Consider the following 22692-nt stretch of genomic DNA (forward strand, 5'->3'; position numbering starts at 1 on the left):
AAATCCGCCAAGGATTGCAGGAAGATGTACGGTATTTGCCAAGTCCGATATGATTCATCTCCAGCAGATTGCAACCCCTGATTATGAGATTGTAGCAGGTCTGTGCTATGCGCTTGCGAGAAATTTCAAGAGTAATATTGCCAAAGGCAAGGACATCCAAAACCCTGTGGCATTCGTAGGAGGTGTTGCGGCAAATGCAGGCATGAAAAGGGCAATCAGAGACGTTTTTGCCTTGCAGGATGGGGAATTTATCGTTCCTGAATATTTTACCTCTATGGGGGCTGTCGGGGCTATATACACAGTGCTCGATGATCCGACACTGAAACACACATTTACCGGATTCGAAAAACTGAATGACTTCCTGGCAAAGAAAGAAGCCGAAGAAGGGCATGAACCTTTATCGCTTTCAAAAGAAAACCTCCATGTTTCCTATGAAATGGTGAGCGTCTATACAAAAACAAGGGCATATCTCGGTGTTGATGTGGGATCTATCAGTACAAACCTTGTTTTGATCGATGAAAACAAAAATGTCCTTGCAAAAAGGTACCTTATGACTGAAGGAAGGCCCCTTGAGGCAGTGAAGAGGGGCTTTGCCGAACTTGGAGAAGAGATAGGCGATTGTGTAGAGATCATCGGCGCCGGAACAACAGGGTCAGGAAGATACCTCACCGCCGATTTTATTGGCGCCGATATCGTGAGGAATGAAATAACTGCCCAGGCAGAGGCAGCAATAAATATTGACCCTGAAGTGGATACGATTTTCGAGATCGGTGGTCAGGATTCAAAATATATAAGCATTGACAACGGTGTTATTATCGATTTCGAGATGAACAAGGCCTGCGCAGCGGGAACAGGCTCATTCCTCGAGGAACAGGCTGAAAAACTCGGTATTTCAATTAAGGAAGAATTTGGGGAACTTGCCCTCTCATCAAAGAAACCTGTGAAAATGGGTGAGAGATGTACAGTCTTCATAGAGTCAGACCTCGTTCACCACCAGCAAAAGGGTGCAAGGACCGATGACCTTGTGAGCGGTCTTTCGTATTCCATCGTAACGAACTATTTAAATAAGGTAGTCGGGGACAGGAGGGTAGGGCGGAGGATATTTTTTCAGGGAGGTACTGCCTTTAACAAAGGGGTTATAGCGGCGTTTGAAAAGGTGCTCAAAAAACCGATAAAAATCCCTCCTCACCATGACGTGACCGGGGCAATAGGCGTTGCAATCCTTGCAATGAAAGAAAAAAACTGGGACAAGAGCAGTTTTAAGGGTTTTGATTTAAGTAAACGGCAATATGAGATCAATACATTTGAATGCAAGGGGTGCGAAAACCTTTGCGAAATAAGGAAAGTAACGGTCGAGGATGAGTCGCCGCTCTTTTACGGAAGCAGATGCGAAAAGTATGATGTTGTGAGAAGGGTAGAGAAAAAAGGCATACAGGATCTTTTTAAAATCAGGGACGAAATCCTTCACAGCGTATACGACAAAGAGGTTACAGGCGGTGAGCCTATAGGCATACCAAGAATTTTGAATATGCTTGATTTTCTCCCTTTCTGGAAGGCATTCCTTTCTGAACTCGGTTTTACTGTAGTTCTTTCTGATGCAACTAACAACAAGACGATCAAGGAAGGCGTAGAAAATATCATCGTTGAGTCGTGTTTCCCTATCAAGCTTGCCCATGGACACATTCTCAACCTTATGCGCAAAGGTGTCAAAAGGATTTTTATCCCCAGCGTAATAAATCTCAAAAGTCCTTCTAAGCATGTTTCGAATACATTTTCGTGCCCTTATGCCCAAACCATCCCTTATACGGTCAAGGCATCCATTGACTTTGAATCCTCGGGGGTCAAAATAGATTCTCCTATCGTCTATTTCGGAAGGAGCACCGAAGAGGTCTTGAAGAACCTCACCAAATACGGCAAGACCCTGAAGAAAAACAAAAAAGAGGTTGAAAAGGCCTTCGACATTGCCATGAAGTGCCAGGAGATGTTTTATGAAAAATGCCAGGAGGCGGGCCTACAGTACCTTTCAAACCTTACTGAAAATGATAAAGTGATGGTCATAATCGGGAGACCATACAACAGTGTTGATCCTGGTGCCAATCTGAACATTCACAAAAAATTGATGGACCTCGGTGTAAAACCGATACCATTAGATATGTTGCCCTTAATGGAGGATGTAGAAACCGATGAAGACTTAAAGGATATGTACTGGGGTTATGGGCAGAAGATTTTAAGGGCAGCAAAGCTTTCAAAGAATCGTGATAATTTTTATGGTATATATATTACAAACTTCGGCTGCGGCCCCGATTCATTCATTACCCACTTCTTCAAAAAGATTATAAAAGGTAAGCCATTCCTCCAGCTTGAGATTGATGAACATAGCGCTGACGCAGGCGTTGTTACAAGGCTGGAGGCATTTCTTGACAGCATAAAAAATGCAAAAAACCAAACAATATCCATACGGAAAAAGGTAATAAAATTCAGTACCGATGGTATAGGGAGAAAAATATACATCCCCCCCATGTGTGATCACTCCCTTACCCTTGCAAGCGCCTTCAGAGCTTGCGGGGTGGATGCCGAGGTTATGGAGGAATCAGATGAGTCGACCGTCTATTGGGGCAGAAAATTCACAACAGGCAAAGAGTGCTACCCCTGTATACTTACAACAGGTGATATGCTGAAAACCGTTAAGAAAGAGGGTTTTGACCCTGACAAGAGCGCATTCTTTATGCCATCAGGAGGGGGACCGTGCAGGTTCGGCCAATATCATAGATTCCACAGGTTGGTCCTTGATGAAATGGGTTTTGAAGGTGTTCCCATATATGCGCCAAATCAGGACTACAGATTCTACAATGAACTCAATATCCTTGGAAATAAATTTCCCAGATTAGCGTGGAGGGCTATCGTAGCTACCGATCTCGTTATGAAGATGCTCCATGAAATAAGGCCATGTGAAGAGATTAAAGGAGAAACGGACAGGGTATACAAGGAAGCGCTTGCACAGATCACAGAGTCCATAGAGAAAAATGGCAATAGTCTTTTCGAAGTTCTCGAAGGCACAATGAACACATTTATCAACATAAAAAGAGACGATGTGGAAAAACCTGTAGTTGGTGTAGTTGGCGAGATTTACATACGATCTAATCGTTTCAGCAACGATGACCTGGTGAGAAAAATTGAGGAATTCGGCGGGCAGGTATGGCTTGCACCGTTTACCGAATGGATAACCTACGTAAATTATATACACAGGTCAAGGGGCTTGAAGCTTGACAGTTTTAAAAACGTTTTAAAATTTTTCCTTACAGAGCATATTCAGAGGAAAGATGAACACAGGATGGAAAAGGTCTTCGAAAAATATTTGAAGTACGGCGAAGAGCCAATGGTAAAAGATATTATTAAAAAGGCAAGTCCTTACCTCCACGTAAGTTTTGAGGGAGAGGCCATATTAAGTGTTGGAAAATCAGTCGATTTTTTTGATAAAGGTGTTTCAGGCATTGTAAATGCAATGCCCTTTACCTGTATGCCGGGAACAATATCAAGCGCTCTCATGAAACTGATTCAAAAGAAATATGATGTGCCGGTTATTAATGTGGCCTATGATGGTCAGGGCACCACAAACATAACTACACGTATAGAGGCATTTATGTATCAGGTAAAAGAACATTTCCAGAAGATGCGTTAATTTTTATCCTGGAAAATACCCATATTCCTGAATTTATCGTATCTTTGCTGCTTTAACTCATCTTGTGAAAAACGCATAAGTTCTTTCAAATGCCTTGATAAAGGCTCTCTTATGTTTGAAAAAGTCTGTTGCCAGTTCCTGTGGGCTCCCCCAAAAGGTTCTTTGATGACCTCATCTATTACTTTAAGCTTGTGGAGGTCATGTGAAGTCGGTTTAAGCGCATCAGCAGCAAGGGACCCCTTTGAACCGTCTCTCCAGAGGATTGCCGCACAGCCTTCGGGTGATATGACCGAATAGGTAGCATTCTCCAACATGAGGATTTTGTTTCCCACACCTATTGCCAGCGCTCCCCCGCTCCCGCCTTCTCCGATAACAACAGTAATAACAGGAACGGCCAGAGAAAACATAAAAAGAATGCTTGAGGCAATCGCCTCTGCCTGACCTCTCTCCTCAGCGCCTACACCTGGAAAAGCGCCTGGTGTATCAATGAAGGTTATTACGGGTTTCCCCCATCTGTTGGCCATATCCATAACCCTCACGGCCTTTCTATAGCCGTCCGGATGGGCCATGCCAAAGTTTCTGTATGCCATTTCCCTTACATTTTTACCCTTCTGTTGTCCCACAACGGCAAAGCTTATATCTTCGTAACTCGCAAAACCGGCGACAAGGGCAGGATCATCCTTAAACTTTCTATCCCCGTGAAATTCTGTAAAATCCGTAAATATATTAGTGATATAGTCAAGTGTGTGCGGCCTGTCCAGATGTCTTGATACCTGCAATCTTTGCCAGTTTGTCAGATCGCCATATATCTCCTTTTCGAGTTTGGAGATTCTTTTTGACAATGTGGCAATTTCCTTAGCATAGCGGGGATCGTTGATGCCGTAAAACCTTTCTATCTCAAGCATCCTTCTTTCTAAAGGTTCAAGTTTCTTCTCAAAATCAAGATAGTATCTCATCCGTTACCTCATCATATTCGATTCCTTCAGGGAAATGTTTCAGCAGAATATGCAACTTATTGTGATCGATTCTTATATCGTGAACGTGTATCAGACGTTTTTCTCCGTTGAGCCGAAGTTCAATCGATACCTTTGATTTTCCCTTGATACTGAAAAGTACGTCTTTCAGCTTTTTCAGGTCATCTTTTTTGAAGATTTCGCAGTTGACTTTGATTGTCACCATCTTATCCATTTCACGGGTTATGTCTTCAAGGAGCGTTATATTTTTTGTCCTTATCTTGGCTGTTCCATCCTCTAATTTTTCCACCGATCCATTCACCACAAGAGGCTTATCGCTTTTGAGAATAGAAATATTTTTAGATAACTGGTCAGGAAAAACAATGGCTTCAATAATCCCTTTCGTATCTTCAAGGGTGATATAGGCCATGCGGTCACCCCTTTTTGTGGTAAGCTCCCTGTAGCCGTTCACTATCCCTACAAAATCAATGTCATCAATTATATCAGACTCTTTAATCTTCTGGCTGTCATAACGGGTTATCTGTCTTATAATACGTTCATAAGGTTTCAGGGGGTGCTGGCTGAAATAAAAACCGAAGGCCTCTTTTTCGCCTTTAAGTATTTCATCGTGCGTGAGTTCTTCCATATCAGGTATATTGATTGTATTGTTGATGGCAAACTGTTCACCGAACATGTCCATCTGATCATAACCATTTTTCCCATCCTTTTTCTGGGGCTTATCAGTTTTTTCACGTATTACATGAAGAGCCTGGGATCTTTTCAGCCCCATAGCATCAAAACAACCTGACTTTGCAAGGCTTTCAAGCACCTTCTTATTCGCCTTTCTTGAATCGATTACGCTTAAAAACTGTGCGAAAGAGCTGAATCCCCCCAACTCTTCCCTTACAGAGAGCATCAGGTCGATAGCTGCATCTCCAACGTTCTTGATACCCGACAAGCCATACCGTATCTTTTTGTTACCCAGAATAGAGAATGGTTTATCGCTTTCGTTAATATCCGGCGGCAGTATTTCCACTCCTGATTCCCTGCATTCCGTAATATATTTAATCAGTTTGTCGGTGTCATTTACTTCGCCCGTGAGCATTGCAGAGGTATAGTGAGTATAATAATGTGCCTTCAGATAGGCCGTTTGATAGGCGATGAGACCGTATGCCGTGCTGTGTGATTTGTTAAAGCCATACTCACCAAACCGTAAAATGACACTATAAATCTTTTCAGCCACATTCGGGGCAACATCGTTAGAAACGGCGCCGCTTACGAACTGTTCCTTGTATTTCTGAAGCACTTCCGGGGTCTTTTTACTCATTGCCTTTCTCAGGGCATCGGCATCTTTTAAAGAGAAGCCGGCAAGTTTTGATGCAATTTTCATAATCTGTTCCTGGTAAATAATGACACCATAGGTATCTTTCAATATTTCCTCAAGCATCGGGGTTTCGTATTTTACCAGAGAGGGATTATCCTTTCTCTTTATAAAGTCTTCTACCATCCCGCTCTTTAACGGTCCAGGCCTGTAAAGTGCTATGAGGGGCATGATATCTTCAAACTTTGATGGTTTGAGTTTTGTGAGCAAATCTTTCATCCCTCTGCTTTCAAGCTGGAATACACCTGATGTATCGCCCGAAGAAAGCAGCTCGTATGTTTTCGTGTCGTCTAAGGGGATATTTGTGATATCAATATCTATACCTTCAGATTTTAACAGTTTGTGCACATTGTCTATAAGTGTAAGGGTTTCCAATCCAAGAAAGTCAATCTTAATAAGCCCTATTTTTTCAATGGTCTTCATTGGATACTGGGTGACTGTTTCACCCTTCTGCCCTTTGTATAAAGGAAGGTACTCGGTGAGGGGTTTGTTTGAAATGACTATCCCTGCTGCATGGGTTGATGCGTGACGCGCAAGACCTTCGAGTACGATGGCATTATCGAGAAGTTCTTTGATTTTATCATCATTCAGGTATAGTTCTTTGAGTTGCGGTTCTTCTTCTATAGAGCTTTTGATCCCCGTATTTGCATCAGGGATCAGTTTTGCAATCTTGTCTACCTCGGCATAAGGCATTCCCAGCGCCCTTCCTACATCTCTTACAGCGGCCTTCGATTTCATAGTTCCAAAGGTAATGATCTGGGCCACATTGTCTTTCCCGTATTTTTCTGTCACATACCTGATTACATCATCTCTGCCGTCCTTACAGAAATCAATGTCAATGTCGGGCATGCTGATTCTCTCCGGATTCAGGAACCTCTCGAAGATCAGGTCATATTTTATGGGGTCAATATCGGTTATGCAGAGGCAATATGCTATAAGGCTCCCGGCAGCAGAACCCCGTCCAGGTCCCACAGGGACACCGTGCGTTTTCGCATAGTTGATAAAATCTGCCACAATCAAAAAATAGCCGGCAAAGCCTGTCTTTTTGATTACATCAATCTCGTAATGGAGCCTCTCCCTGTACTTTTCAGATAAATCCCCGGAAAAACCAGGATAGGATGCTTTGATGGTATCGATTCTCTTATTGAAACCATCTACACATAACTCCTCAAAATAGTCATTCAATTCCAAGTTATTTGGTGGCGTAAATTCAGGGAAATGATATGTGCCTGTACTCATACTAACGTTACACATCTCTGCAATTTTTACCGTGTTGGAGAGGGCTTCGGGATATTGTGAAAAGGCACGTTCAAATTCATCGGGTGATTTAAAATAAAATTCTTCAGTCTTGAAGCTGAGCCTGTTCTGATCGTTTATCGTTTTCCCTGTTTGTATGCAAAGGAGCAGTTCGTGTGCCTTTGCTTCTTCCTTCCTCAAATAATGGCAATCATTCGTAGCTACGATTGGGATTCCGTAATGCTTCGATAAGCCGATAAGACCCTCATTTATCTTTTTCTGTTCAACAAGACCGTTGTCCTGGAGTTCAAAGAAGAGGCGGTCTCCAAACATGGAATAGTATTCCTCTATTGTATCTCTTGTTTTCTTCTCATCACCCTTAAGGATCGAGTTTGGAATCTCACCTTTGATGCAGGCAGTCAAACAGATAAGACCCTCGTTATATGTTCTCAACAACTCCTTATCAATCCTTGGAACATAGTAAAAACCTTCAAGCTGGGCAAGGCTCATAAGTTTTATCAGGTTTTTGTATCCCTGGTTGTTCATGGAAAGGAGTATCACGTGATAGGCATTATCCACGCCTCTTATTCCTTTTTTATCAAAACGGGATTTTGGTGCAATATAGGCTTCACAACCAAGTATGGGCTTCATACCGAATTCTTTAGCTGCAAAGTAAAAATCAGCAACACCGAACATGTTGCCATGGTCTGTAATGGCACAGGCATTCATCTTATAAGAACTGGCAAGGTCAAAAAGCTGATCGAACCGTATAGCGCCGTCTAAAAGGCTGAACTGTGTATGTAAATGCAAATGGACAAATTCTTTCATCTATTCCCACTCGATTGTGCTTGGTGGTTTTGAGGATATATCATAGACTACCCTGTTGACCCCCGGCACCTCGTTAATGATCCTCCGTGCTACCGTATCAAGCACTTCATAAGGGATTCTTGCCCAGTCAGCGGTCATTGCATCTTCACTCTCAACGATCCTCAATGCAACCACATTGGCATATGTCCGTTCGTCACCCATGACCCCAACGGTATTTACCGGTATCAATATGGCGAACGATTGCCAGATATGACGGAATTTCTCGTTTCTTTCCACTTCTTCTCTTACAATATTGTCAGCATCTTTCAGGATAGCAAGCCTCTCCCTGGTCACGTCACCGATAATCCTGATAGCAAGTCCCGGACCCGGGAAAGGTTGTCTGTAAACGATATTGTCGGTCAACCCAAGCTCTTTTCCCACGATTCTCACTTCATCTTTAAAGAGTTCCCTTAAAGGTTCCAGAAGTTTCATCTTCATCTTCTTGGGAAGTCCGCCAACATTGTGATGGCTCTTGATTGTTGCAGAGGGACCCTTAAAAGAGGTACTTTCAATAACATCGGGGTATAAAGTCCCCTGGGCAAGGTATTGCATGTTTCCGATTCCAGACGCCTCTTGTTCGAATATTTTGATAAAGAGTCTTCCGATGATCTTTCTTTTCTTTTCCGGGTCTCTCACCCCTTTGAGGGTTGCAAGAAATTTTTCTTCTGCATCTACATATTTTAAATTGATATGAAGCTTACCTTTAAAGATATCAAGGACCTCTTCGGCCTCATTCTTCCTCAGTACCCCGTTATTCACAAAGACGCAGAGAAGATTGTCTCCAATCGCCTTGTGGATGAGGGTTGCAACAACAGAGGAATCCACGCCGCCGCTCAATGCACAGAGCACCTTATTATTTCCGACTTCTGCACGGATTTTCTCAATGGCCAATTCCACAAAAGACCTGGGTGAAAATAGCCCCTTTACCTTACAAATGTTATACAGGAAATTTTTTAATATCCGCTTTCCCTTCAGGGTATGATGTACTTCCGGATGGAACTGGACACCGTAAATTTTACTATCTGTTTTTTTGATTGCAGCATAGGGAGAATTATCTGAATGTGCCAGGATCTTAAACCCTTCAGGCATGTGGAAGATCCTGTCCTGATGGCTCATCCATATAATATCGCCATCCTTGACACCTTTAAAAAGCCCGTCCGGATCATCGAGGAAAATGTGTGCCTTCCCGTACTCCCTCTTTATTGATTTGTCGATCTCACCGCCGAAAAACTTTGTCATCAATTGCAAGCCATAGCATATACCGAGAATAGGTACCCTTAAAGCAAATATCTCCTCTTCACAGACGGGTGCATCCATTTCGGTGACGCTTCGCGGCCCGCCGGAAAGGATAATGCCTTTGGGGTTGAAAGCGTTTATCTTTTCAAGACTCATATTGTATGGATATATTTCACAATAAACACCGAGTTCACGCACCTTTCTTGCTATTAATTGCGTATATTGTGAGCCGAAATCCAGAATAAGAACCGTTTCCTTATGGTAATCCATTATAAGAACCCCCGATAATTAAATTACAATAACCAAATTACAAATTCCAAACAGTCGGATTAGCGGTATGAATATTTCATTCAATTCTGTAATTAGGCGCTTCCTTGGTGATGATAACATCGTGGACATGGCTTTCCCTTAAACCGGCAGATGTTATCCTGATAAACCGGCCATTCTCCTGAAGCTCTTTGAGGTTCTGACAGCCCACATATCCCATTCCAGCCTTAATCCCGCCTATAAGCTGGTTGATGCATATCGAGAGGGAGCCCCTGTATGGAACCCTGCCTTCTATGCCCTCCGGCACAATCTTTGATTCAATTTCGTTTTCATCAATGCAATATCTGTCTCTTGTTTTGCCTTCCTTCATTGCCTCAAGAGAACCCATCCCTCTGTAAACTTTATATGTCCTGCCCTGATACAGAACCATTTCACCGGGTGATTCATCGGCGCCTGCAAAGAGGTTTCCTATCATGACCGTGTCAGCGCCTGCAGCAAGGGCCTTTGTTATATCGCCGGAAAATTTTATGCCGCCGTCGGCAATGATAGGGATTCCATGTTTTTTAGCAGATTTTGAAACTTCAAATATTGCGGTTATCTGGGGCACTCCGATTCCTGCAATGATCCTGGTGGTGCATATTGAGCCTGGTCCAACCCCGATCTTCACCCCGTCACATCCGGCCTTTATGAGGGCCTCGCAACCCTCTTTTGTTGCAATATTTCCAGCAATTAATTGCACATCTTTAAAGTTTTTCTTTATCTCTCTCACAGATTCAATCACATTTTCTGAATGACCATGCGCCGTGTCAATGGCAATCACATCACAACCGGCTCTCAACAGTGCTTCAACCCTTGCATCCCTGTCTTTCGCTACACCAACCGCTGCACCAACACGGAGTCTACCAAAATGATCTTTACACGAGTAAGGGAATTTTCTCATCTTTTCAATATCTTTGATTGTTATTAATCCCCTGAGATTAAAGTCTTCGTCAACTACGAGCAGTTTCTCTATCTTGTGTTTATGGAGCATCTTTTTTGATTCTTCGAGACTGATTCCTTCTTTAACGGTGACAAGATTTTCCTTTGTCATCACATTCTCGACTTTCTCTTCAAAATTCGTCTCAAACCGTAAATCCCTGTTTGTTATGATACCTGCAAGCTTTTTCCCCCTTGTTACCGGTATACCTGAAATCCTGTATCTCGCCATCAGGTCAAGCACATCCTTTATCTTGCGATCAGGAGATATTGTTATGGGATCAACAATCATACCGCTCTCAGATTTTTTAACCTTTTCCACCTCCTGGGCCTGCTCCTCAATGCCCATATTCCTGTGGATAATCCCTATGCCTCCCTCCTGGGCGATGCATATTGCAGTTTTAGCCTCGGTGACCGTATCCATAGCTGCGCTGAGAAGGGGTATATTCAATTTTATGCTGTTCGTAAGGTATGTCGATACATCGATATCCTTAGGCATTATCCTGCTGAGGGATGGAAGCAGAAGAACATCATCAAATGTAAGTCCTTCCCCAATATTGTTCTCTACCATAGTATACTCCTTTTAATGTTCTAAAATATTAAATGTAGACCTCTTTTTTTACACGCGGATTCAGGTAGTTATAATAAATTCATTGCTTGTATACTGTTGGCTTGCCATTTTATATTGGATTAGTATAATGCATAGGGTTAAAATAATCAAAGAGATTTTCATGGATGAACCAACAGTCATAGTAAGCAGCCTTAGCACCTCAATTGCTACAGATACCGGTACCATTCATGCAGTCTGCGACGTCGATTTTGACATTAAAAAAGGTGAAATATTTGGTCTTGTCGGGGAGAGCGGTTGCGGAAAGACAATGACAGCCCTCTCGATAATGAGGCTTGTTCCGCCTCCGGGTAGAATTATGAATGGGGAGATAATCTTTGAAGGCCATAATCTCGTCGGGTTCTCTGAAGAAAAGATGGAACAGGTCAGGGGCAACAAGATAGGAATGATATTTCAGGAACCCATGACTGCGTTGAATCCCGTTATAAGGGTAGGGGAACAGATTGCTGAAACAATAAGAATCCACCGCGATATAAGTAATAAGGAAGTAAAGGACAGGACGTTAAAGCTTTTAAAACAGGTCGGGTTTGACGAGCCGGAAAAGAAATACACCCAGTATCCTCATCAGTTGAGTGGCGGCCAACGACAAAGGGTGCTCATTGCCATAGCGATATCGTGTAATCCTTCGCTGGTTATTGCCGATGAACCCACAACAGCCCTGGATGTTGCTACAGAGTCGCAGATACTTTGTCTGCTCAATGAATTGATCGCCCAATATGGTATGTCCATGCTTTTTATTACCCACAACCTTAATATTATCAAAAAATTAGCCCGGAGGATCGGTATCATGTATGCGGGGAGGTTGTTGGAGCAAAATTGTGTAGATGACTTCTTTGAGAAGCCCCTCCACCCCTACAGTAAGGGACTGGTAGATGCTATATTCGGACTTTCGGGGACGGAAAAACGACTCAAGACTATACCGGGCTTTGTTCCGAGATTATCGGAAATGCCGGAGGGATGTAAATTTCACCCGCGATGTACTCAGGTGATGCCTCAATGTAAGGAAAATGAACCGCCAATGTTTAATACAGGAAATGAGAAATGGGTGAAGTGCTTTCTGTATCAGGGCTGAAGAAGATATATGAAGTAAAGAAATCGGCCTTTTCGTACAAAAAAGAGGTTGTCAATGCGGTAAACGGTGTCTCTTTTACATTAGAGCGGGGGCAGACACTGGGTATTGTAGGTGAAAGCGGCTCAGGGAAGAGCACGCTTGCGAGGTGTATACTGCTCCTCGAAAAACCCGACTATGGCAATATTGTTTTTTCAGGTGTCAATCTCGCCGAGATAACTCACAAACAGTTGAAGAAACTGAGGAAGGATATGCAGATAATCTTTCAGGACCCTTATTCGTCACTGAATCCAAGGATAAAAGTCTACGATGCCATAGCCGAACCCGTTTTATTCCATAAAATTGCTGAGAATAATCAGGCAGAAGACCTTGTTACAGAAATCTTAAAAAGTGTCGGTATCAGTGAAGACTTCTTTCATAAATATCCCCATGAAATGAGCGGCGGTCAAAGACAGAGAGTAGCCATCGGGAGGGCCCTTGCCGTAAATCCTGCACTTATCGTAGCTGACGAGCCCGTGTCTTCCCTTGATGTATCTATTCAGGCCCAGATTATCAATCTTTTCATGGACATTAAGGAGAGCACAAAAATCTCAATGCTCTTCGTGTCCCATGACCTTAATGTGGTGAGGTTCATATCAGATGAAATCATTGTCATGTATAAAGGGAGAGTGGTTGAAGCCGGAAAAACGGATGAAGTCTTTTACCAACCTGTGCATCCTTACACACAGATGCTCATTGATTCAATAAAGGGAGGGTTTTTAAACAGGGCAGGGGACGATGCACAGGCAACAGGGGGGTGTGCGTATTACCCAAGATGCGACAAAAGACAAAGCATATGTTCAGGAGAGATGCCTGAACTGAGGGGCGACACAGAGCATATGGTTGCCTGCCTGTTTTAAATACCTTTTATTATTTTGGCTGTCTCTTCAATGGTTGTTATGCCGTTGAATAGTTTCTTCAGCGCATTTTCGCGAAGTGTAACCATGCCGGCCCTTATTGCTGCATTGTGGATTTCGACAGAAGACGCCTTGTTTTTTGTTAATTCACGTATCTCATCATTAATTTTCATAATTTCAAAAACAGCCGTTCTACCGAAGTAGCCGGTTCCCCTGCATTCCAAACAGCCTTCCCCTCTTTGCAAAGCAATATGCTTTTTCTTGCTCAAATCAATTTCCAATTCCTTCTTCAGGTCTTCTTCTTTTACTTCAAATGATGTTTTGCAATGCGGACATATTTTACGGACAAGACGTTGAGCCACTACCCCTATTAAAGTAGAAGCGATTAAAAAAGGTTGTCCGCCCATATCAATGAGGCGTGTAATTGCCGTGGGGGCGTCATTTGTGTGAAGCGTGCTGAGCACAAGATGGCCGGTAAGCGCTGCCTGTATTGCGTTCTGAACAGTTTCTGTATCGCGGATTTCACCGACCATAATGATATCAGGATCCTGACGTAACATTGTTCGCAAAACTTTGCCAAAAGTCAAATCAATCTGAGGGTTTACAGCAACCTGGTTAAACATATCATGTACAAGCTCAATCGGGTCTTCAATAGTGCATATATTCAACTCTGTGCTGCTGATTTTATTTAAAGCCGAATACAACGTTGTTGTTTTGCCGCTGCCGGTAGGTCCCGTTACAAGGATTATCCCATAGGGGTGTCGGATAAATTCATTGAATAATGCAGAATCGTTATGTGAAAAGCCCAATGCGTCAATGTCTTGCAGGAGAATGTCAGGATCGAATATTCTCAGGACTACCTTTTCACCAAAGGCCGTAGAGACGGTAGAAACACGAAGTTCTATTTCCTGTTCCTTATGAATAATCTTTATCCTGCCGTCCTGCGGGCGTCGTTTTTCTGCGATATTCATGCCTGCCATTGTTTTAATCCTGGAAACAATCGCGTTGTAAACCACTTTTTTCAGTATATATACATTATGTAAAATTCCGTCTATTCTGAAACGAACAATACTGATATCCCTTTTCGGTTCAAGGTGAATGTCGCTCGCCCTTTGGTCAAACGCATAATAGAAAAGATTATTTACCGATTGAACGATTGGCCGCGAGGCATGATCCTGAGTCCCTGAAATTTGCAGTCCCTTATGCAGGCGCTCTAAATTACCCAGGTCTACGGTACTGATTTTTCCATGAAGAATCATTTCCTGTTCTGCGGCGGACAATGAATCCATCAGGCCGTAAGTCATATTGAAAACACTGTTTATATTCTGTTTTGTGCAAAGCACTATTTCGACCTTCAATCCTGTCATTTTTGCGATATCATCAAAGGGATAATGCGAAAACGGGTTAGAGATGGCAAGGGTCAGGGTATCGTTCTGTTTTTTTATAGGGATTAATCCATAGGCTTTGGCAAATTTACCGGGTATCATTTCTGTGATCGCGCGCGAATCAAGTTCCAAAGGATCGATTTTAATAAATTCAATCTTCATATGGTCTGCTAAAGCTTTTAAAAATACCTCTTCCTGTAAAATATGCATATCCAGTATTATATCTTCTATCTCCTTTTTGGAAGAGGTTCTGGCTTGTTCGATTTCAATGTTTTGTTTTTCAGAGATGAGGTGATTTTTGGCTAAAATTGTGTATAAATCTTTTCTATTGATGTTTTTTAACATGGTATAATGGCCTTCATACTTATAGTTTTACAATGTCACTTCAGGATATTTAAAACATAATTATATCACATGAGCCTCTTGAAAAAGTACAAAATAAGGTAGTATTTACTGAAGGCAAGGAAGGCTGAAGGAGGGAAGGCTGAAGGGAGCGCAGAGCAGAGGGCGGAGGGCGGAATCCGCATTCTTTCCGGGTTTTCATTCCGTACGGTTTAATCCCGACAGCGGAGGGACAATCCGATATCCGATATCCGAAATGGAATCTCCTTGAACAAACAAGATGAGTTATAGTAGTGTTTAATGCCATTCAACAATCATGAAGAGATTCAACTACAAAGAGTTCTTTAAGGATCAGAATAATTATTATCTCCTCTACATTCTATTTCTTTACGCTTGTGTCATGTACTACCTTGTTCAGTGGCCTATTTTTGCAGGAGACACCGATTTATGGTACCACCTGAATGGAGGCAGGTACATCCTCGAACACGGCGTCATACCGAAAGACAGCAGCTTTTTTTCCTTTATGTTGCCGCCGCGTGAATGGGTTGATTATTACTGGTTGTTTCAGGTCATTGTATATAAGATATATTCCTTCTCAGGTTATTATGGCCTTGTTTTTTTGAGGGCTTTATTGTTCCTTGCCCTGGTATCGCTGATACTTGCATTTTTGCTGAAAAAGAACCAGGGCAATAAACCATACCTGTATATTATGGTTTTATTTTCTCTCTTTGTTCTGTTACTTTTGCCCAGGTATTTCCTTATCAGACCGCATATATTCTCTTATCTCTTCATATGCCTTTTTATATATATTATTGAGTTAAAACCGGAAAAAGCAATCTACCTGCCCGTGTTTGCTGTCTTATGGACAAATATACACGGGATTGAATATCCTGTGATGCTCTTGATAGCATTATCCTATTTGACTGAATTCTTCATCAACCATATAAGAAACAAAACACATGTTAACAAGAAAGAGCTATTTTTTATTGTTCCACTAATTCTGTCAGTAGCTGCCGTTTTTTGTACGCCCCACGGTGCCCAACTTACGTGGGTTCCCTTTCTCCCCACAGGGTTTGCAGCGCTATACATTCAGGAAATTAAGCATATAAAACCGGAGGAATTCTTTTCATTTCAAATTATAAAAATGACCATATCGTACGGAACGGTATTTAATCTCCTGTTTTTCGCTTCATGTATAGCCGCCATAGTTACCCTTTTCAGCAAGAATAAAAGAATAGGGCACCTGCTCATGTTCGCAGGGGGGATTGTCCTTCTTGCAAAGGCAAACCGTCTCCGGTATGAATGTGCATTGCTTTCACTGCCTGTTCTCAAGGATTTCCTGGCACTACTTCCGACAGTTTCTATTAAAAGGAAAATCCTCAAACTACTCGGGATAATCCTGATTGCTTTAATCATGATGATTCCCGCTATAAGCATAAAAGACTCATTTATCAATCTCCCGCGATATCCATTTTCTCATAAAAACCTTCCGGAAGGAATCTGTACCTTTTTAAATAAGATACCTGCTGGTGGCACAGTTTTTAATCATCCCAATCACGGCGGTTACCTCCAATGGATGCTCTATCCAAAGTACAAGATATTTATGGATATGGAGATACCATTTCTTTTTTTAAATGAGGATATTTTTACTGCAAATAATGTTTTTTCTATAGGGAAAGGGTTGAGTGACATTATTGAAACATATCATCCCTCCTTTATCATCGTGCCTCTCGGAAATCGCGGTTTCAAAGGGTTGATCACAAAACATCCTGAATACAGGGTCGTATTTTTCGACGAAACCGGCGTTTTGTATGTCGATAAAAAACAGTTTCCTGAGGTTGCAGATGCGTATGAATTGAAAGAGATGGACCCCTATACAATCATGCATATGAACATTAACACAATCATATCTGAAAAAAGAGATGGACCTGTATTGCAGGAATTATTAAAACTGACCGAAATATATCCCGGATGTGGTCTTACAAACCAGTTAATGGCACACCTATACAAGAAAAAAGGGGATTATAATAAATCGATACAATATACTGAAAATATTATAAAAAATTATCCGGAGACGCCGGTTGGTTATAAACTAAAAGGTGATGCGCTAAAAGACCTGGGGGAATATGAGAATGCCCTTTCAGAATATAATAAGGCATTAGACAGGGCGGTCAATAAGGTTGAGATATACAGGGAAATCGGTAATATCTACATGAAGCAGCAAAAATATGCCAAGGCTTACAAAACCTTTAAGATAATTACGGATCCATTTTCTGGAACAGATTATAAATATATGTATGATGTCTGTCTTTCTGCAGCTTTATCAGGTAACCGCAGGGATGCGGAAATTCTCTTCAGATATGCGTATGCACTTGTTCCGCCGGAAGATAAGGAATGGAACGCAAAGTATGCCAAACTCGCGGAGATGGTGAAGGAAAAGAGGCAGGCTGAAGGTAGATAGGCTGAAGGCATAGCCCACACAGTGGGCGAGAAGGGGAGGCTCCGGCAACTTGGTTGCCGGAGGGGGCGACGCAAGCCCCAATAAAAGTGTGACAAATATCATTGACAAAAAAATATATTAAGACTATAAAGTAGATTGCAATACATATTAAAATATTTCAGGAGGTGTTTTATGATTAAGGTTCACAGAAATAGTAAAGGTTTTACATTAATTGAGTTGTTGATCGTTATCGCGATCATCGGTATCCTCGCTGCAATTGCAATCCCTGCATACACTGGATACACGAAAAAGGCAAAGATGGCAGGTGTGACAAGTGCACTGGGCGCGCTTAAAAATGGCATAATGGCATATTATACGGAAAAGGGAAGTATACCAGCTGGACCGATTGCTATGGCCGATATTAATGCCAATTTTGGCATTGCGCTGCCCGGACAGTATATTAGTGACGCAAATGTTACCAATGCTTCCGACATTGTTACTGTCAATGTCGTGCTCGCTAATATAGGTGGTGACGTTAATGGTGGTGTTGCGAATTTAGTGTCAACCAATGTTACAGGGACTCCTACATGGACATTCGGATCGGCTAACGCTAATGTTTCTCCTCTTCTTCCCAAATAACAGCATATAACAGTCAAAAATGGGGGGCGTTTGTTGCCTCCCATTTTTTTGTAAAAAATTGTAAAAATATTGATAATTATCACAGATTTATTTTGAGTTAGGGTTTATAATGCATTTATGGGATATGTAATTTTTATTTTTGGTTTGATTGTCGGCAGTTTTATTAATGTATGCATCTACCGCCTTCCGAGAAGCAAATCAATTATATTGCCCCGGTCGTTTTGCCCCTCCTGTGAAAAATCCATTAAATTTTATGACAATATACCCATTGTAAGCTACATATTCCTCAGAGGCAAATGTCGTCACTGCGGCGCAAAAATATCCATTAAGTATCCGGTTGTGGAGTTTATAACGGCCTTTTTATTCCTATTATTTTATAAAAAGTATGGCCTTTCTTATGAGTTTTTGATCAATATACTTTTCGTCTCCCTTATTATTACCATTTCCTTTATTGATTTAGAATTTCAGATTATCCCTGATGTTTTAAGCATAGGGGGGCTGTTTGCCGGTTTTGCTTTAGCTTTTTTTAGAAAACCCATTTTCTTTTACCATGACGCATTGTATGGGATTTTGATAGGTGGAGGGATCCTTTTCGCCATAGCCTATGGCTACCAGCTAATCACAAAGAGAGAAGGCATGGGCGGCGGAGACATTAAGCTGCTTGGCATGATAGGGGCTTTTTGCGGGCTTAAAGGTGTTATATTCAGCCTCATGTCCGGTTCTGTCATCGGCACTCTCGTTGGCATACCGCTTATGCTTATTAAAGGAAAAGATACAAAGTATGCCATTCCATTCGGCCCGTTTTTGTCCCTGGGGGCATTGCTTTTTTTGATCATGGGAGATAGATTTATATATGGTTTTATCAACATTATATCGGGAAGATAATATAAAGGATGGTGTTTGTGCCATGAAAAAAATAATTTTACTTTTTCTATTCATTTTCATCTGCCGGTTCGGGGTTGCAGGGGCGGCAATGAATGATTATTGTGTTACCCCCACATTCACCTCAACCACAACAAAGCCGAACATACTGATTCTTATGGATTATTCCGGCAGCATGCAGTTCCCCGCTAATATAACATGCGATTATAACACAAGCGATCCTTATGACGGCCAGGTTGTAAATTGCCAGACGCCCAGTTCATCTACCACGGATAACTACAGTACAACTAAAACCTATTATGGATATTTCGATACATCCAAATATTATCAATATACATCGGGCTTATTTAGAGTCAATACCACCTGCACGAATACCGACAAGATCGGAAACAGCAATACCTGCATATCCGGCAATCTTTTGAACTGGATCGCCTCGACAAGGATAGACGTTTCGAGAAAGGTATTGACAGGCGGCAGGACAAGCACCGGCGCTTCGGATATTTATCAAAGCGAAGGGGCGAGGGTAGTTTACACGGATACGGGCATAAACTGTAAATTTACTATTACCACTACAAGCACTTCAGGCGCCGGGAGCACCAAAGCAAGGACGCTTGCAATCGCCAATCGAAGCGGCTATACATGTCCATTGGGCACCTTAAGCGCCAGCGATATTGATGTCGAACCGCAAAACCCCAGCGCCGATACAGGGATAGTTCAGGATTTTTACGACAAGGTTACTTTTGAATTCATGATTTTTAATACGGCATATAAGGGGAAGTTGCTCTCGGCTAAAGATGCGACACAAAGCTCCCTGATTGCCGCAACAATCAATGAACAGCCATATGACGGAACCCCCACGGGAGAAGGGCTCTGGGAGGCATATGATTTTTTTAAGCAGAGCAACGACCATTCATATTCTTCCAATACAAGCGATATCAATGCAGGCAACGGCAACAAAGATCCTTATTATGACGGGAGCGGCGCCAGTTCAACGGCAGTCCCATGCAGGAAATCTTTTGTTTTGCTCATATCCGACGGTGTCTGGAACGATAGCATTGACCCTGTCACGCCTGCGAGGACGATGCGCACGACTGACATGAGAAGCGATCTTACGGGAACGCAAAATGTTATAACATACGTGGTCTATGCATTCGGTGATAAGGATCCAACGACGAAGCTGCAGGGACGGCAGGCCATGAAAACGACTGCCATGTTCGGGGGTTTTGACGACAGCGACTCCAACACCTGGCCTTACCCCTTCACGGCTTATCCTTCCAGCAGCAAAACCGTAACCTACCCGATAACCGGATGCAATCCGGCTACGGGTGGCACATGGAGTTCCAGTTGTAAGGAATGGGATAAAAACAAAACCGGTGAGCCCTATAATTTTTTTGAAGCCGACGACGGCGATGCATTGGCTACAGCATTGATAAATGCCTTAAATGACATGCTGCGCCGGGCATCATCAGGAACTGCCGCATCGGTCCTTGCTTCGAGTGAAGGCAGTGGCGCAAACCTTCTGCAGTCTGTTTTTTATCCAAAAAGGCTCTTCACCGATACTGAAATTGAATGGACAGGCGAAATCCAGAATCTCTGGTATTATATCGACCCCTACCTTCAGAGTACATCAATACGGGAAGACACAAACATTGCAGGTACAAGCGGTGCAAGCATACTCAATCTCGCGGATGACTACCAGATAGAATTTTATTTTGACACAACCGATAACAAAACAAAAGCAAAAAGGTATTCTACCGCCGCTGATGGCACAAGTAAAACATATGTTGATACGGTATTTCTTGAGGATATAAAAAACCTCTGGGAGGCAGGCACAGTGCTATTTCAAAGAAACCTTACAACCTCGCCCAGAACAATTTACACAACCATAAATGGAAGTTCCTTTTTAGCGAATAACTTTTCAATTACAAACAAAACCACTTTGAGCACATACTTACAGGCTGCTGATGCTACCGAAGCTGAGAAGATTATAAACTATGTGCACGGTACGGATCAGACAGGATATCGAAGCAGAACCGTAACAGTATCAGGCACAACAGGGGTGTGGAAGTTGGGAGACATAGTAGCATCAACACCGCGCCTGCAATCTTCAATACCGGCGGCCAGCTTTAATAAACCCCCGCCGGATGGCTATTCGGATTCAACATATCTTGCATATACTCAGACCAGCAGTTACCTGAGTCGCGGGATGGCATACACCGGTGCCAATGACGGGATGCTCCATGCCTTCAAACTTGGCAAACTGGAGCAAACCTGGAGCGGCCAGGGAACCAGCGATAAAGCGAAGCTGACAAATCTTGATACAGCTACCGCCCTCGGGTCGGAGGTCTGGTCTTTTATTCCCAAAAACTCCCTGCCTTACCTTAAATATACGGCTGATACAAACTACTGCCATCTATATTTTGTGGATTTACCTCCATCAATAATTGATACGAGCGCTCCATCGGGAACGGGAAGCGAAATCTCAACCGCAACAAAAACAACAGCCAGTTGGAAGACGATTCTGGTAGGCGGTATGGGGTTAGGAGGCGCAAACAAGATTACAAGTTATTCCTGTACAACCGGCGCTTCCGGCACCTGCGTTAAAACCCCGATCACAGACCCGTCGGATACAACAAAAGGTCTGGGCTATTCTTCTTACTTTGCCCTTAACATTACCGACCCGAGCAGCCCTTCATTGCTATGGGAATTTTCGGACCCTGCCCTCGGTTTTTCCACATCAGGGCCTGCTATTATCCGTATCGGAGCTGCCGACAAAAACGGAAAATGGTTTGCTGTCTTCGCATCAGGTCCGACAGGCTCTATAGATACAACAAATCACCAGTTTCTGGGCAAGTCGGATCAAAACCTGAAGCTCTTTGTCCTTGATCTGTATACAGGCTCTCTTCTCAGGACAATTGATACGGGCGTCAGCAATGCCTTTGGCGGTTCTCTCTATGGTGCAGTCATTGACACCGATAAGGGAGATGCCGCTTCTTCCGGCCACTACAGCGATGATGCGTTTTACCTTGGTTATACAAAGAAAGATACAGCAACATCCACATGGACAAAGGGAGGGGTGTTAAGGATCATAACAAAGGAGGATGCGGATCCTGCAAACTGGGTTGCAAGCACCGTGATTGATAATATCGGTCCGATTACAAGCGCTGTTGCGAAACTTCAGGACAGAACAAATAAGAATTTATGGCTCTATTTCGGAACGGGCAGATTTTTTTACAGATATGGCACTACAATAGATGATGCAAGCGGGCAGCAGGCGCTTTATGGACTGAAAGACCCCTGTTACAGCAATACAACTGCTATACCGCCCGGACCAATTAATGACATTGACAATGCCTGTACAAGCACCTTGACAACTACAGGGCTCGATAATCAGTCCGGCAATACTCCAAGCTCTTCACTTTCCTCGGGGGCAACGGGCTGGTATATCAATCTTGACGCTGCAAGCGGAAATGTTGGAGCGGAAAGGGTTATCACGGACCCTCTCGCTGCATTTTTCGGCACTGTTTTCTTTACCACGTATACCCCCTCAATCGATATATGTTCATTGGGCGGGAACACGAATATCTGGGCTGTAAAATATGATGTGGGGGGTGCAGTTGGAGGGCTACAGGGCCAAGCGCTTACACAGGTGTCCACCGGGGCTATTCATGAATTGCCCCTGGCAACGGCATTCACAGAAAAAGGAGGCAGGAGGACTGCTGCTATAACGGGTATGCCTCCTAAAGGACAGGGCCTTGCGATTCTTGTCGGCCCTAAACCACTGAGGAAAATTTTACACATAAAAGAACGATGAAAA

11 protein-coding genes and 1 pseudogene are annotated in these 22692 nt (G+C 42.9%); 7 read left to right on the forward strand and 5 right to left on the reverse strand.

Annotated features, from left to right (window positions below; all coding sequences use genetic code 11):
• Positions 1-3679, forward strand: a 3679-nt coding sequence (locus tag NTX75_05030) for an acyl-CoA dehydratase activase-related protein (protein ID MCX5815593.1), incomplete at its 5' end; no start/stop codon positions are given.
• Here NTX75_05030 and NTX75_05035 read toward each other — a convergent pair.
• The 4 genes from NTX75_05035 to guaB all read right to left on the reverse strand — a co-directional run bounded on the left by NTX75_05035 (position 3676) and on the right by guaB (position 11165).
• On the reverse strand, positions 3676-4635 hold the full coding sequence (locus NTX75_05035; GenBank protein ID MCX5815594.1) for an acetyl-CoA carboxylase carboxyltransferase subunit alpha: 960 nt from the start codon (positions 4633-4635) through the stop codon (positions 3676-3678). The two genes, NTX75_05030 and NTX75_05035, sit on opposite strands and share 4 nt — an antisense overlap.
• The gene (gene dnaE, locus NTX75_05040) at positions 4619-8077 is read right to left on the reverse strand and encodes a DNA polymerase III subunit alpha (GenBank protein ID MCX5815595.1); all 3459 of its coding nucleotides are present in this window, start codon (positions 8075-8077) and stop codon (positions 4619-4621) included. The genes NTX75_05035 and dnaE overlap by 17 nt, the downstream gene beginning before the upstream one ends.
• Positions 8078-9622 (reverse strand): glutamine-hydrolyzing GMP synthase, encoded by a 1545-nt coding sequence (gene guaA / locus NTX75_05045; GenBank protein MCX5815596.1) that lies wholly within the window; start codon positions 9620-9622, stop codon positions 8078-8080.
• Between the two features lie 76 nt (positions 9623-9698).
• Entirely contained in the window at positions 9699-11165 is a 1467-nt protein-coding gene (gene guaB / locus NTX75_05050) for an IMP dehydrogenase (protein ID MCX5815597.1), read from the reverse strand.
• A gap of 160 nt (positions 11166-11325) precedes the next feature.
• Between guaB and NTX75_05055 the strand changes: the two genes are divergently transcribed.
• Together NTX75_05055 and NTX75_05060 are read left to right on the forward strand one after the other, a co-directional pair.
• Positions 11326-12294 carry an ABC transporter ATP-binding protein gene (locus tag NTX75_05055; GenBank protein MCX5815598.1) on the forward strand — a complete coding sequence of 323 codons (969 nt, stop codon included), beginning with the start codon at positions 11326-11328 and terminating at the stop codon, positions 12292-12294.
• Positions 12264-13190 (forward strand): ATP-binding cassette domain-containing protein, encoded by a 927-nt coding sequence (locus NTX75_05060; protein MCX5815599.1) that lies wholly within the window; start codon positions 12264-12266, stop codon positions 13188-13190. Before NTX75_05055 ends, NTX75_05060 begins: the two co-directional genes overlap by 31 nt.
• Here NTX75_05060 and NTX75_05065 read toward each other — a convergent pair.
• Positions 13187-14917, reverse strand: a complete 1731-nt coding sequence (locus NTX75_05065) for a GspE/PulE family protein (GenBank protein ID MCX5815600.1) — start codon at positions 14915-14917, stop codon at positions 13187-13189. The two genes, NTX75_05060 and NTX75_05065, sit on opposite strands and share 4 nt — an antisense overlap.
• 313 nt (positions 14918-15230) lie before the next feature.
• On the opposite strand from NTX75_05065, the gene NTX75_05070 reads away from it, so the two are divergent.
• The 4 genes and pseudogenes from NTX75_05070 (at position 15231) to NTX75_05085 (ending at position 22689) form a co-directional block, all read left to right on the forward strand.
• Positions 15231-17375 carry a tetratricopeptide repeat protein gene (locus NTX75_05070; protein ID MCX5815601.1) on the forward strand — a complete coding sequence of 715 codons (2145 nt, stop codon included), beginning with the start codon at positions 15231-15233 and terminating at the stop codon, positions 17373-17375.
• 171 nt (positions 17376-17546) lie between these two features.
• Positions 17547-17672: pseudogene (locus NTX75_05075) on the forward strand (prepilin-type N-terminal cleavage/methylation domain-containing protein).
• Between the two features lie 438 nt (positions 17673-18110).
• The gene (locus NTX75_05080) at positions 18111-18878 is read left to right on the forward strand and encodes a prepilin peptidase (protein MCX5815602.1); all 768 of its coding nucleotides are present in this window, start codon (positions 18111-18113) and stop codon (positions 18876-18878) included.
• A gap of 22 nt (positions 18879-18900) precedes the next feature.
• The gene (locus NTX75_05085) at positions 18901-22689 is read left to right on the forward strand and encodes a PilC/PilY family type IV pilus protein (GenBank protein MCX5815603.1); all 3789 of its coding nucleotides are present in this window, start codon (positions 18901-18903) and stop codon (positions 22687-22689) included.
• Positions 22690-22692: the final 3 nt, after the last annotated feature.

The organism is Pseudomonadota bacterium (assembly GCA_026388315.1).
GTDB lineage: Bacteria > Desulfobacterota > Syntrophorhabdia > Syntrophorhabdales > Syntrophorhabdaceae > MWEV01.

Coding starts and splice junctions, on each gene's coding strand:
- NTX75_05035 (MCX5815594.1), bottom strand. CDS start 4,635: ATGAGATACTATCTTGATTTTGAGAAGAAACTTGAACCTTTAGAAAGA.
- NTX75_05060 (MCX5815599.1), top strand. CDS start 12,264: ATGGGTGAAGTGCTTTCTGTATCAGGGCTGAAGAAGATATATGAAGTA.
- guaB (MCX5815597.1), bottom strand. CDS start 11,165: ATGGTAGAGAACAATATTGGGGAAGGACTTACATTTGATGATGTTCTT.
- NTX75_05070 (MCX5815601.1), top strand. CDS start 15,231: ATGAAGAGATTCAACTACAAAGAGTTCTTTAAGGATCAGAATAATTAT.
- guaA (MCX5815596.1), bottom strand. CDS start 9,622: ATGGATTACCATAAGGAAACGGTTCTTATTCTGGATTTCGGCTCACAA.
- dnaE (MCX5815595.1), bottom strand. CDS start 8,077: ATGAAAGAATTTGTCCATTTGCATTTACATACACAGTTCAGCCTTTTA.
- NTX75_05085 (MCX5815603.1), top strand. CDS start 18,901: ATGAAAAAAATAATTTTACTTTTTCTATTCATTTTCATCTGCCGGTTC.
- NTX75_05065 (MCX5815600.1), bottom strand. CDS start 14,917: ATGTTAAAAAACATCAATAGAAAAGATTTATACACAATTTTAGCCAAA.
- NTX75_05080 (MCX5815602.1), top strand. CDS start 18,111: ATGGGATATGTAATTTTTATTTTTGGTTTGATTGTCGGCAGTTTTATT.
- NTX75_05055 (MCX5815598.1), top strand. CDS start 11,326: ATGGATGAACCAACAGTCATAGTAAGCAGCCTTAGCACCTCAATTGCT.